Source organism: Sphingobacterium kitahiroshimense (genome assembly GCF_025961315.1).
Lineage (GTDB): Bacteria > Bacteroidota > Bacteroidia > Sphingobacteriales > Sphingobacteriaceae > Sphingobacterium > Sphingobacterium anhuiense.
The window spans coordinates 4,047,787-4,061,411 of record NZ_JAOQNK010000001.1; the positions used below are offsets into that span (position 1 = coordinate 4,047,787).

A 13,625-nucleotide genomic window follows, 5' to 3' on the forward strand; every position below is an offset into this window, starting at 1 on the left:
AAATTTAAATTTTAAAATGATGACTAAAATAATAAAAAAAACCTGTGCATATCTATTATTTTGCCTGTTGTTTTTTCACCTATTGACCTCATGTACGAAAGATGATTATATCAACGATGGAGGCATTCACCAAGCGAAAGTGAATATGACAACCTATGATTTTCTGGCATCGCATCCAAAATTTGATTCTTTGGTACGGATCATTGACCGTGCAAATTTAAAAGAGCTGGTAAACAGTGATATCACGTTCTATGCAACAACAAATTGGGGAGTTGCGGAATATGTAAGCGCTAAAAAACAACAGCGTATTGCAGAGGTTGGCGATGAAAATATTTCTTTTACTATTGATGATATTGATCCAAAACGATTGGATTCATTGAAGATATATATGTTTAAAGGAAAGGTCGAGCGCGACAAGCTGGATGTGAATGGTGCATACTTTACCAATTTATTTGGACCTATCAGTGGTGTGCGATTTCAGTTGGGCTTGAGGCGAACTAGAGATTATAGTTCTTATGTCGATTATGTTGATTATTTATATTACACAAAGGTAAATGGAACACTGGATTCGGAGGAACCAAATCAAAATGCAATACCGGAAGCAGGGCGTGATGAGCGAATAGATGTACAGACTTCAGGAATTATTACCACAACGGGTATCATACACGTATTGCACGGTGGCCATCGTTTATTTTTTAATAAAGAAAAAATGGCTTCTAACTAATTGTGAGCTATTCATCAAGATTAATAATTAAAAATTGCGTGTTTATGAATCGATTATCAGCAAAATCTTAGAAAAAATTGTGGCGATTAGTGCTGATAATCGATTCATTTCCGATACAAAATATATTCTAATGAAAATATATAATATAACCACGTACACGATCCTATTTGGAATAATGATCGGTATTGTTCTCTCCTCCTGTTCAAAAATAGAGGAAGGATTTTTAAGTGATACCATTCGATATCGTGACAGTGTGATCTACTGTAAGCGAGGGATGTCGCTCACACTTTCAGATCGGATCAATGCAGATGGATCGACTCCACCATTTGAATTTAAAATGTTAAATCTACGCAATAAGCTGACGGGTGAACCTGCACCTGCAGAATTTACCAAATTGTACGAAATTGAAGTTTTTAAAGAAGGTATGACTTTTAATGCTGCAACAGATACAACCGTTGCGCTTTTAAAAGCTAAGCGGGAGTTGAAGCAGGTGACACCCATGGAGTTTAATTCGATCAGTGGACAGATTAGTTTTAACCGTGCATCTGCAAATCTACCTCTAGGGATCTATACGTTTGATTTGCAGGCAACAAATCGTAAGGGTACTAAAGTTTACAAATCATTTGCAGAAATTCATGTCATTGAACCGTTTTTGGAGGATGTTTTCGAGTTGACTTATGCCGCAATGACAGGATCAAATGCTTCGGAGACTTTTACTCCTGCTTATAATAGTAATATCAAATTGACCTGTACCAAAGTTTCCGATGATGGCGCGCGTGTGATCTTAAAAGTTGTTGATAAAAATGGTCGCGCATGGGATCCAAGTGCAGGTCAGGTGATCAAACGGGGCGATCGTCCAACGTTTGAATCCCATGTTCGCTTCAATCCGGTAGTTGCAACAAATACATCATTGTTGTGTGATTATGAAGTGGCTCCTTTTCCACTGACAAAATTCAATGATGGTAAGACAAATTGGGATTACAATATTTATTACCGTATTCCAATGCGTTTTGCTGCGATGGATGGTCATCCTAACCATAATATCAATCCTGTTTTTGGTTTTCGTATCCTGATGGAAGGAACATTTGAGGTGGAAGTAAAGCTTACAAATGTGACGGCAATTAACTCGTCCGGACCACCTACGACAGGATTGTAAATAAGTGTTAGAAAATTTATTGCCAAAAATCCAGTTGCTTTGGCAACTGGATCGGTTAAAAAAGTATATTAATATAAGATACATAATGCAATCAAAATTAATTTTTTACATCGTATTGATGGGGAGCTTACTTTTTGCACATCAGGCTTGTTCTTACCCCCATGATCCGGTACAAAAGGGAAAGCAACTTTATCTCCCTGCCCAAATATATCGAGTACCGGAAAACAACGATTATAATAATAAAGAGAGTGAATTTAGTCATTTCCGAAAAGTAGAGTCGGATAATATTGCTATATTTTGGGCTAAGGAATACGGAGAGCGTCCACAAGAACACGCGCTAGCGTCCAAGCGGTTTGATCCTGAGGCTATTTTGCAGGAGTGCGAGCGTTTTTATGGCCACTACCTTGATGTAACCAAAATGGTGCAACGAGGTAATTCATTATCAGACCAATATAAGCTGCTTTTCTTTGTCATTGGAGGTGACGAGGGAACAGCTTTTGGCGGTGGGGCAGCCGATTCAGTTGGTGTCATGTGGGCCTCTTCTCTTCGTCTTCAATATAAGCCTTTTGGTGCCGTTGCCCATGAAATGGGACATTGTTTCCAATATTTGGCCAAATGCGATGGCAATTGGGCCTTCTCCTCACCAGTAGAAGGGAGTCAAGGACATTCCATTTTTGAAATGACTGCGCAATATTTATTGTGGCAAGTATATCCTGAATGGATGACCTTTGAAAATTACCATTTAAAGAGTTATATGGATAAAACTCATTATGCATTTTTACATGAGACCAATATGTATCATGCCGCTCAGGTACTAGAATATTGGTCATCGAAAAGAGGAACAGACTTTATGGGACGGCTATGGCGTGAAGCAGTTCCTGGTGAAGATCCGGTGAGAGCATATAAAAGGTTGACTCATACTGATCAAAAAGTATTCAATGATGAAATTTTTGATGCAAGTAGAAAATTTATTACCTGGGATTTGCCTCGTATAGCTCAAGTGGCCAAGCCCTACGCCAATCAACATATCACGAAATTAGTAGCTGCAGATGATGGATGGGTACAAATTGCCACCAGTCATGCTCCACAAAATTATGGGTATAATGGTATCAAACTAACTTCTTTTTTACCCGGTAAGCCTGTTGAGTTAGATTTTAAAGGAATAGCTGGTGCAGCTGGTTATAGAGCTATAAATGTTCAAAATGCAGGTTGGCGCTATGGTTTTGTTGCTCATCAAGCAGATGGAACGCGCATATATGGAGATGTTCTTAGTGCCAAAATCGGAAAATCTACTTTTACAGTTCCTGAAAATACCACAAATCTCTGGCTAGTTGTGACAGGTGCTCCAGAGGAACATAGGGTTCATATTGTGGATGGAAAAGATGAAAATGATGAGCAGTGGCCTTATGCGATTAAGTTAAAGGGTGCGACAGTTGATGCAAAGATGCTGTAGCTATGCTGTTCGTGATGGCTTCTTGGGGGCATTATATGGTCCGATCATCTCCTTTATTTAAGATGAAAGAAAATATGAAGATTGGATATATATCCAAAGTGTCGCATGTGTCTGGTTAACACATGCGACACTTTGGGTAAAAAACGGTGATGAATGGGTAGTTTATAAGGATAGGACTTCCTTATTTTTAGTTATGTTTATGGTTTTACCAAATGCTGTTGAACATATGAAAATTATTGATAAAGAAACGATTGATGCTATACTTAAATATGATAAATTGATCGAAGCGCTGCGCGAGATTTTTCAATCGTCATTTACGATGCCTGTTCGGCATCATCATTTTTATCAAAATGCTGATGGAATTGAAAATACGCTTATTTTGATGCCTTCGTGGACGGATAATTATATCGGAATCAAGCAGGTTGTTGTTGCACCCGAGAATCATAGAAAAAACCTCCCGGCTATTCATGCCTTGTATACGTTGTTGGATGCAGTCACTGGAAAACCTTTGGCACAGATGGATGCGGCAGGGTTGACTTCCCGAAGAACAGCCTGTACTTCTGCTTTAGCGGCTTCTTATTTAGCTCGAGATGATTCAAAAATCTTACTGATTGTCGGAGGAGGGAAAGTTGCGCAACATCTTGTGCAAGCGCATTCGGCTGTGCGTGCGTATGACCAAATTTTGATCTGGACAAGAAATGAATCGAAAGGTGGAGATCTGGTATTGAACTTACAGCAGGCGGGATTTCGTAATGTTGCGTATGCCGATAAGCTGGAAGAGGCTGTGCGTAGGGCAGATGTGATCTCCTGTGCGACGCTTAGTCATGAACCTTTGATAAACGGGGAATGGATTAAGGCTGGAACACACTTGGATCTGATTGGATCACATACGCCTAAAACGCGTGAAGTAGATGATAGCGCCATTCTTAAAAGTAGCATTTTTGTGGATTCGCGCGCGGGAGCGCTCCACGAGACGGGAGAACTTGCGATCCCCATTGCAACAGGTGTACTGGATCCTGCAAGTATAAAAGGTGATATCAAAGAACTTTGTTGTGGTGAAATTATGGGAAGATCATCATCAGATGAAATCACTTTATTTAAATCGGCGGGATTGGCAATTGAAGATTTGGCGGCAGCTTTGCTCGTGTATAGGAATGTGGGAAAGGAGACGACATCGGTTTGATCATTTCAGAAAATGAAAAAGAGTAGGACTTAGTCAGTCATCATACCGCAAAGAATCTTTTTTGATTCTTTGGGAAGCATAGTAGGTTGATTTGGATTTCTGTCGAAATTATGAGTTCTTTAGATAGATTTTGTATGACCATAAATTGGAATATTAAGTTATATTTCCTACTTTCAAGGTTACTAAAACCTTTTAATGATGAAAATATTTTTTTATTTCCTTGCAGGCTTCGTCCTCTACATTTCACAACCTGTCTATGCGCAACAAAATCCTGTATTTCCAGGTTGGTATGCCGATCCTGAAGGTATTATATATAACAATGAGTATTGGGTTTTTCCGACCTATTCTGCGCGATACGAAGATCAGATATTCTTTGATGCGTTTTCATCAAAAGATTTTGTCACCTGGAAAAAACATCACCGTATCATTGATACGGCTGAAGTAAAATGGGCTAAAAAAGCGATGTGGGCACCAAGTGTTTTTCAGAAAGACAAGAAATACTATTTATTTTTTGGTGCGAATGATGTACACAAAGGCGAAATTGGCGGTATCGGCGTAGCTGTTGGTGACAAACCACAAGGTCCTTATAAAGATCTGCTTGGGAAACCGTTAATTAATGATATTGTGAATGGGGCACAACCTATTGATCAATTTGTTTTTAAAGATAAAGATGGACAATATTATATGTTCTATGGTGGCTGGCAACATTGTAATGTGGTCAAATTAAGCCCTGATTTTAAAAGTTTAGTTCCTTTTGATGATGGAACGATCTATAAGGAGGTAACTCCTGAAAATTATGTAGAAGGTCCGTTTATGTTTATTCGCAATAATAAATACTACTTTATGTGGTCTGAGGGAGGTTGGGGTCTTCCGAATTATAAGGTAGCCTACGCTATTGCGGATTCTCCTTTTGGTCCCTTTAAACGAATCGGTACCATTTTGGAACAGGATCCTACAATCGCAACTGGGGCGGGACATCATTCGGTAATTAAAATTCCAAATAAAGATCAATATTATATCGTTTATCACCGCAGACCATTGGGAAAAACGGGCGCGAATGAAAGAGAAACTTGTATCGATGTGATGACATTTGATGCGAATGGTCATATTAATCCCGTAAAAATGACTTTCGAAGGTGTGAAGCATAAATTGAAGTAAGTTCAAGCAACCTCATTAAGAAATTTCTAATATAGAATCCCGGTAGTGCCTAACAACGCTATCGGGATTCTGCATTTATAGACATTTTTGTCTCTTTTTTGTAACAATTTGTGCTCTTAATCAAATAAATAGTCGAAAAATGAGGGTATAGACAGCGAATGGAAAGATTGATTAAGTTTTCTAATCTCGCTCTAATTTCGCTCTTATCACATTTTTATCTCTTTGTGATATACTTGTGCGAATGTACAGATAATGAACATGTCATGAGTGCGCTGTTATCCTGCAGCATTTCATATGCTCATGCATCTTCATTGTTATTGAAAAACAAGTTATTCTCATGAACATAAAAGCATTAATCGCGACGACGTTATTTTTTTTCCCTGCTATCTCGTTACTGGTCACAGCACAGGAGAGGCCTGCGGCATTGCTTATAGAACAAGAGGCTGACTCCTTGAAAAGCAAGGAACCTGCCCGTGCAGATCTTTTTAAACTGGATGTGCTTTTACGCGCAGGATTAAATGTTGAGTCCATGGGCGACAATGAGCGCAGTAATAAAGTTAATTTGGATGAAGCCCGTATTTTGCTTCACGGTGATTATAATGACCAACTCTCTTATCGTGTTCGTTTTCGTTTAAACCGTCCGTTTACACCTACAAGTCAGGACAATGCTTCGCGGGCATTGGATATGGCTTACATCAAATATAAATTTGGAAAGGATTATAAATGGTCTGTTACTGCCGGAAAGCAAAGTGCTTTGGTCGGAAGTTACGAGTTTGAAAATAATCCGATCTATGAATTTATGTTCACGGATTATGTGGACCGTATTCTTAATCTTTTTGTGGTAGGGGGAACGCTTTCGTATGAGCCTAATCCTGACCACTCGCTAAACGTACAGGTTTATAATACAATCAACGACAGTTTTGTGGATCTGCATACCAAAAACGGTTATGCAATGGGTGACTTGAAAGCATCTAAGACACCAATTGGAGCTTATGCTACCTGGATCGGATCGTTCTGGAATAAAAAGATCAGTACAAAGTGGTCTTATAATATTTCGCAGTTTGCTCAAAATAAAACCAATCACGGGATCTCTTTGGCTAATAAATTTAAAACAGATAAAGACATGCTGTATGTGGATCTGCAGTATAGTTATCTAGCGGTAGATCATGCTTTGATCGCATCTGCTGCGATGAATGATTTTTATGCGCGTACGAATTCCGATCGTGTACTGGCTCAGGATGTGACTTACAAGTCTATTGTGGTCCGTTACGATAGAATGCTTACGGATAAATGGGAGCTTGCTCTGAAAGGAGCATATGAAACAGCTGGAATGGATAAGGATGCAAACATTGATGCTAATTTCCGTCAAAACTGGACCTATTTTGCGGCTTTACAGCATAAACCGTTTAAAAAACAGGATTTACGGTTTTATCTGGGTTACGTCGGCAATACGGTATCTTTTGATCGTCAGTTTGATCGCGCTCAACAACAGTTTAACCGCCTTACATTAGGAACTTATTTTACGATACCGGCACTATAAATTTTTTACACATCGATAGGGTGGGTTCAGGTGATAGGTAATGCTATGCTTACTGTAATTGAACATATCCAAGATGTTTTTATTAATAAAAAGCTTTGAATTTAAATCAATCAATATGCATTTAACACCGAGAGAAACAGAGAAGCTCTTGCTCCACTTGGCAGGGGAACTTGCTGCCAAGCGATTAAAAAGAGGGGTAAAATTAAACTATCCGGAATGTATCGCTTACATCAGCGGACAGATTATGGAAGAAGCACGTGACGGTAAGTCTGTGGCATCACTGATGCAGTATGGTACGACATTATTGAAGCGTTCCCAGGTGATGGAAGGTGTTCCGGAAATGATTCACGATGTACAAATTGAAGTAACCTTTCCGGACGGAACGAAATTGGTTACGGTTCACAACCCAATCCGTTAATTTAATAGCGTATACGATATGATACCAGGAGAATATATCCTTAAAAAAGGAGAAATAAAAGCGAATGTCGGCTATAAAACGACAAGTGTTACCGTGAAAAATGTAGGTGACCGCCCGATTCAGGTTGGCTCTCATTATCATTTTTTTGAAGTGAATAAAATGTTGTCTTTTGACCGTGAGGAAAGTTTTGGAATGCGTTTAAATATCCCTGCGAGTACAGCGGTACGTTTTGAGCCCGGAGAACAAAAGAAAGTGATCTTGGTCGAAATGGGAGGTAATAAAGAGATCCACGGGTTTAATGGCTTGACCAACGGTAAATATACCGATCCAAAGGTTAAGAAAGCCGCATTGGAGAAAGCGAAAAAATTGGAATTTAAAGATTCGAAATAGTTATGGCAGGTTGGAATAGAAGAGAGTGGATTAAAGTAGTCGGAATGGGTACTTTAGGTTCGATTGTAGGACTTGACGCTCTTGGTTTAGATAAACTGGGTTTAGATAAATCGTCGGTTAAGTATATAGATGGGGAGCTTTATATCCCTCGTGATAAATATGCTGCATTATTTGGTCCAACGACGGGCGATAAGGTGCGTTTGGCAGATACAGAGCTTTTCATTGAAATCGAGAAAGATTTTGGTGTTTATGGTGAAGAAAATAAATTTGGTGGCGGTAAAACAATCCGTGATGGTATGGGCCAATCTGCCCGTGCGATGCGCGATGAAGATGTACTGGATTTCTGTATCACCAATGTAATTATCATCGATCACTGGGGTATTGTGAAAGGTGATATCGGTATTAAAGATGGTAAGATCGTGGGTATAGGTAAAGCGGGTAACCCGGATGTTCAAGATGGTATTACGAAAGGCATGGTGATCGGAGGGTCTACAGAGGTGCATGGAGGTGCGGGACATATCTTAACTGCAGGTGGTATTGATACACACATCCATTTTATTTCGCCACAACAGGTAGAAACAGCACTTTATAGTGGTGTCACCACTTTTATTGGTGGTGGAACCGGTCCTGCTGATGGTACCAATGCGACCACGGTGACTTCTGGTAAATGGTATATGGAGCGTATGTTTGAAGCTTTTGAAAACTTGCCGATCAACGTAGGTTTTTTTGGTAAAGGAAATATATCGACTACTGGACCTATTATTGAGCAAATTGAAGCGGGTGCACTGGGGGTGAAAATCCACGAAGATTGGGGTGCTACTCCAGCGACAATTGATGCCGCGCTTACTGTTGCGGATAAATACGATGTACAAGTTGCCATCCATACGGATACGCTGAACGAGGCGGGATTCTTAGAAGATACAGTTGCGGCTATTGATGGCCGTGTGATCCATACGTTCCACACGGAAGGAGCGGGCGGTGGTCACGCGCCGGATATCATCAAAATTGCGATGTATCCTAATATTTTACCAGCATCGACCAATCCAACAAAACCTTTTACAGTAAATACGGTAGAAGAACATTTGGATATGTTGATGGTTTGTCATCACTTGGATAAAAACGTGAAGGAAGATGTGGCGTTTGCCGATTCACGTATCCGTCCACAGAGTATTGCGGCAGAAGATATTTTGCAGGATATGGGGGTGTTCTCGATTATGAGTTCAGATAGCCAGGCGATGGGACGTGTAGGTGAGGTAATTTCACGTACTTTCCAGACGGCACACAAGATGAAAATTCAGCGTGGTGCATTAGCGGAAGATAAAGGAAAAGACAATGATAACTTCCGTGTGAAGCGTTACGTTTCTAAATATACGATCAATCCTGCTAAAGCGCATGGTATCGATCAATACATCGGTTCTGTTGAACCGGGTAAGATTGCCGATTTGATATTATGGAAACCTGCAATGTTTGGTGTGAAGCCAGAAATGATCATTAAAGGGGGTATGATTGTGGGTGCTAAAATGGGTGATATCAATGCGTCTATCCCTACACCGCAACCCGTTTTATACCGCCCGATGTTTGGAGTGCACGGTAAAGCATTACAGAAGTTGTGTTTCAACTTTGTTTCCAAAGTTTCTTTGGAAAATGGCAACATCGCGAAATTAAACTTGTCACGTGTGAGTCTACCGGTAGAAGGTTGCCGTACAGTACGTAAAAAAGATATGGTGCATAATGATGCAACACCAAATATCGAGGTGAATCCAGAAACTTACGAAGTGTCGGTAGATGGTGTTTTGGCCATCTGCGAACCTCTACATGAAGTGCCAATGGCACAACGTTTCTTCTTATTTTAAAGAAAATCGGATTTATGCTACTGGCAAGAACAATCTTGGGCAATATCGCTAGCGGATCCTTCCAACTGGAGGTGGACTTCCTTCAGTTGGAATGGTTCGACACCACAAAAAAAATCATTCGGGCAATTACAGTAGGGGGACGTGAAATCGGTTTCAAAAATTTATCCTCCCGGCAACTGTCGGATGGTGATGTACTCTACCGTGATGAAAAGGCTGGTTTTTGTATTGCGGTCAAGATATTGCCCTGTTCTTGTCTTGTATTTCGAGCAAATGGCCCAAAGCAGATGGCCTACGCTTGTTTTGAAATCGGAAATCGACATGTTCCCGTTTTTATCAACGATCGGCAAGAAGTCATAACAGCATTTGAAAAACCTTTGTTTGATCTGCTCTGCCGTAGGGGGCTAGAGCCGACGATCGAAACGCGGGTGATAGAAAAAACGAGTACTCTGGTGATCCATCAGTATACTTCAGGAAGAATGAAAATAAAACTAGGACTATAACAAGCATATGAATCCATTATTAACGCTGTTGCAGATCAATGACTCGGTATTTCCTATTGGAGGATTTACGCATTCATATGGATTGGAAACCTACATTACAAAAGATATTGTAAAGGATAGCAAATCTGCCGAAGAATATGCAAGAACCATGTTGGAGCATAATTTTTATTATAATGACGCCGCTTTTTTTTCAAAGGCCTGGACACTCTGCGTGAAGCGTGCTTCTAAGCAGAAAATCGCAGCGCTTGATGAACTGGTTACGGTGCTAAAAGCGCCTTATGAAATAAGGGAAGCCAGTAAGAAACTTGGAATTCGCTTTTTGAAATTGACGGAAAAACTACATCCTGTAAAACGCTGTTCTAATTACCTGCAGTCGATCAGCAGCAATGAGCTGCATGGTCATTATGCGTTAGCATTCGCCATGTATGCGCATGCGTTAAAAATAAGCTATCAGGATGCGCTCAGTGCATTTTACTATAATGCACTTAACGGCATGATGACCAACTGTGCGAAACTTGTTCCGATCAGTCAGATGGATGCACAACAGATTCTTTTTAAACTTCAGCCTTTAATTAACCGTTTGGTTGCTGAGCAACCGAATATGGATGAGGGGCTTATCGGTAATTGCTGCGTGGCGCAAGATATACGCTGTATGCAGCACGAAAAATTATATACACGAATTTATATTTCATAATCATATGGAAACAAGAAACTACGTCAAGGTAGGCGTAGGCGGACCTGTAGGGTCTGGTAAAACTGCCTTGATTGAACGACTGGTAAGATCGATGTCTACTAATTACAGCATATGTGTTGTGACAAATGACATCTATACGCGTGAAGATGCGCAATTTCTTCAAAAAAATTCGGCTCTTCCGGCAGAACGTATTATCGGAGTGGAAACAGGCGGTTGTCCGCATACCGCGATCCGTGAAGATGCATCGATGAATATTGAAGCAGTGGAGGAACTGGCCACCCGTTTTCCGGATACGGAACTGATCTTTGTGGAGAGTGGAGGTGATAATCTGACTTCTACTTTTAGCCCAGATCTTGCTGATGTCAGTATTTTCGTCATCGATGTAGGTGAAGGAGAAAAAATGCCCCGTAAAGGCGGTCCGGGTATTACACGTTCCGACTTATTGATCATTAATAAAATCGATCTGGCTCCTTATGTACATGCCGATCTGGAAGTGATGCGTCAGGATACCTTACGCATGCGTGGCGAAAGACCTTTTATTTTTACAAACCTCATGACCTTGGAAGGATTGGAAGATGTAAAAGGCTGGTTGAAAAAATATGCATTGTTAGAGCAATAAGAATAAGATGGAAAGTGTAATTCAGCTAAACGTAGCTAAAGAGGGAACCTATAGTGTATTGAAAGAAAGCTGTCACAATGCTCCTTATAAGCTCACACATTATGGTGCCCCAAAGCTACAGGAGCATCTGGAAATGATTATCATGAGTGCTTCTCCCGGTATTATGGATGATGATACTTTGGATATTGAGATCAATATGAAAGCTGACACGCAATTGAAGCTTTTTACACAGTCTTTCAATAAACTTCATCCGATGAAACGCGGAGCCCGACAGACAACTGTTGCACGTATCGCACACGACGCGGTCTTTCATTATATTCCACATCCAGTTACTCCTTTTAAGGATTCGATATTTAAAAATGAAAACAGTGTCTATCTTGAAGGTAATGCAGTTTTGATCTGGGCGGATGTTGTCGGTGCTGGGCGTATACACATGAATGAGGCTTTTTTGTTCAACAGCCTACACAGTACGACGAAGATATACCGCAACAACAAGCTGATCCTGATGGACAACCAGTTCCTGTCACCTGCAAAACAACCGATAACAGGCCTGTTATTCTTTGAAGGATATACGCATCAGGCAACTTTTATTTTTTCAGCCCTATTTGCGAAAGAACTGAAGGAAGAGCTGGATGAAATTATGACTTTGGATTACAGTGATATTACATACGGTTTCACAAAAGCTGCGGATGATATTGTCATGTTGCGGGCTTTAGGAAATGATGGCGAGCTGCTTTACGATTTTATGGGTATGCTCGGACAATTGTGCTGGGATTTTACACAACATATCAAGGAAGAGTCTAGACTTGCAGGTATTGCTGAAGATCAACTTGAGGAAAGTACTAAGGAAGTTGCTCCAGTACCGGTTGTTAAAGAGGTGAAAAAACGACCTGCTCTTAAAAAAACGAATGCGGTTAAGGCTCGTCCTAAGACGAAAAAAAAGGAGGTTGTGGATGCATGAGCTATCGATCGTAAGGGATATCTTTAGCACCTTGGAGGAAGCTTATCCGGGGCGGATGCAAGATATTATCAAAGTGGAGATAGAGGCTGGATTGTTATGTAATATTCAGCCTATCCTGATTCAGAATGCTTTTGAAGCCTACGTGCTTGATGAAGCGTTGTTTCAGGATCTGGAGCTCGAGGTTAAATTATTACCCATCATTGCTTACTGCAAAGTATGTGCAATGAATTTTGAAGTACATTATCACCGGTTTGTATGTACTTGTGGACAGCCCTCTGACCAGATTATACAGGGGGAGGAACTGCGCATCAGTAAGGTGCTGTTTAATAATAAAACTGGTCATTAAAAATCAATGATATAAAAAATAGATGTCCGTCTTGATTAAGGGAAAAATCTTAAAAATTGCGATCTGTTTATCCGATATGATATGCTTGTTATAGAAAGAAATTTAATCACTCCATCTGAAATTGATCCTTTGGTCATAGACCTACTGGCGATTGACTGGTATGAAGTCAACAAGACTGTTTTGAGTCGTGAGACAAGGGATGGCCGATTTGTGCGCCTCCATCGGACAGGCGGTACTGCTCTTGATGATGGAGAGTTTGTGTATTCTTCTCCAGAGGTCGCCATACAGATATATATCAAACCATGTGCTTGTATCGTTCTTAAATCTACAGATCTTAATGCTATCGGTCATTTTTGTTTTGATGTTGGCAATCGGCATTTACCTCTATTTTGGTTTGATGATGGGCTAGCACTTGCGTATGATGGACAGCTCTATCCAGCATTAAAAGGGCAATATGGCAACAATGTTGTTATAGAAACGCGCACACTTTCACCAGCCTCTACTTTACAGGCGTTTGGCGCATCATGGTTATTAAGTTAGAAGGTCAAATGGCCTGACTGCTATCTACATGATGTTAAGCTCTCCCTCCGCTTACCATCCCCAGCCGTTACTTTCGTATCAGGTCACTTT

Annotated in this window: 14 protein-coding genes and 1 pseudogene; all 15 read left to right on the top strand. The window is 40.4% G+C overall.

The window, feature by feature from the left end; genetic code table 11:
- Positions 1–16: 16 nt before the first annotated feature.
- The 15 genes and pseudogenes from M2265_RS17765 to M2265_RS17835 all read left to right on the top strand — a co-directional run bounded on the left by M2265_RS17765 (position 17) and on the right by M2265_RS17835 (position 13,535).
- Positions 17–724: a hypothetical protein gene (locus M2265_RS17765; RefSeq protein ID WP_132769613.1), complete on the top strand. Its 708-nt coding sequence runs from the start codon at positions 17–19 to the stop codon at positions 722–724.
- Positions 725–854: 130 nt separating this feature from the next.
- Complete coding sequence (locus tag M2265_RS17770) at positions 855–1,880, top strand: DUF5007 domain-containing protein (RefSeq protein WP_132769611.1); 1,026 nt, start codon at positions 855–857, stop codon at positions 1,878–1,880.
- A gap of 85 nt (positions 1,881–1,965) precedes the next feature.
- Positions 1,966–3,333: a DUF6055 domain-containing protein gene (locus tag M2265_RS17775; RefSeq protein WP_132769609.1), complete on the top strand. Its 1,368-nt coding sequence runs from the start codon at positions 1,966–1,968 to the stop codon at positions 3,331–3,333.
- Between the two features lie 226 nt (positions 3,334–3,559).
- Positions 3,560–4,516: an ornithine cyclodeaminase family protein gene (locus M2265_RS17780; RefSeq protein ID WP_132769607.1), complete on the top strand. Its 957-nt coding sequence runs from the start codon at positions 3,560–3,562 to the stop codon at positions 4,514–4,516.
- 195 nt (positions 4,517–4,711) lie between these two features.
- On the top strand, positions 4,712–5,674 hold the full coding sequence (locus M2265_RS17785; protein WP_132769605.1) for a glycoside hydrolase family 43 protein: 963 nt from the start codon (positions 4,712–4,714) through the stop codon (positions 5,672–5,674).
- Positions 5,675–6,011: 337 nt separating this feature from the next.
- The gene (locus M2265_RS17790) at positions 6,012–7,214 is read left to right on the top strand and encodes a porin (RefSeq protein WP_132769603.1); all 1,203 of its coding nucleotides are present in this window, start codon (positions 6,012–6,014) and stop codon (positions 7,212–7,214) included.
- A 115-nt stretch (positions 7,215–7,329) separates the two neighbouring features.
- Positions 7,330–7,632, top strand: a complete 303-nt coding sequence (ureA, locus tag M2265_RS17795) for an urease subunit gamma (protein ID WP_132769601.1) — start codon at positions 7,330–7,332, stop codon at positions 7,630–7,632.
- Positions 7,633–7,650: 18 nt separating this feature from the next.
- Positions 7,651–7,947, top strand: a pseudogene (gene ureB / locus M2265_RS17800) (urease subunit beta); the annotation flags it as partial.
- 77 nt (positions 7,948–8,024) lie between these two features.
- Entirely contained in the window at positions 8,025–9,875 is a 1,851-nt protein-coding gene (gene ureC / locus M2265_RS17805; RefSeq protein ID WP_132769597.1) for an urease subunit alpha, read from the top strand.
- 14 nt (positions 9,876–9,889) lie between these two features.
- Positions 9,890–10,375 carry an urease accessory protein UreE gene (locus tag M2265_RS17810; protein WP_132769595.1) on the top strand — a complete coding sequence of 162 codons (486 nt, stop codon included), beginning with the start codon at positions 9,890–9,892 and terminating at the stop codon, positions 10,373–10,375.
- 7 nt (positions 10,376–10,382) lie between these two features.
- The gene (locus M2265_RS17815; protein ID WP_132769593.1) at positions 10,383–11,069 is read left to right on the top strand and encodes an urease accessory protein UreF; all 687 of its coding nucleotides are present in this window, start codon (positions 10,383–10,385) and stop codon (positions 11,067–11,069) included.
- Between the two features lie 4 nt (positions 11,070–11,073).
- The gene (gene ureG / locus M2265_RS17820; RefSeq protein WP_132769591.1) at positions 11,074–11,688 is read left to right on the top strand and encodes an urease accessory protein UreG; all 615 of its coding nucleotides are present in this window, start codon (positions 11,074–11,076) and stop codon (positions 11,686–11,688) included.
- Positions 11,689–11,695: 7 nt separating this feature from the next.
- On the top strand, positions 11,696–12,649 hold the full coding sequence (locus tag M2265_RS17825; protein ID WP_132769589.1) for an urease accessory protein UreD: 954 nt from the start codon (positions 11,696–11,698) through the stop codon (positions 12,647–12,649).
- On the top strand, positions 12,642–12,995 hold the full coding sequence (locus M2265_RS17830) for a hydrogenase maturation nickel metallochaperone HypA (RefSeq protein ID WP_132769587.1): 354 nt from the start codon (positions 12,642–12,644) through the stop codon (positions 12,993–12,995). The genes M2265_RS17825 and M2265_RS17830 overlap by 8 nt, the downstream gene beginning before the upstream one ends.
- A gap of 81 nt (positions 12,996–13,076) precedes the next feature.
- Complete coding sequence (locus M2265_RS17835) at positions 13,077–13,535, top strand: urease accessory protein UreE (RefSeq protein ID WP_132769585.1); 459 nt, start codon at positions 13,077–13,079, stop codon at positions 13,533–13,535.
- Positions 13,536–13,625: the final 90 nt, after the last annotated feature.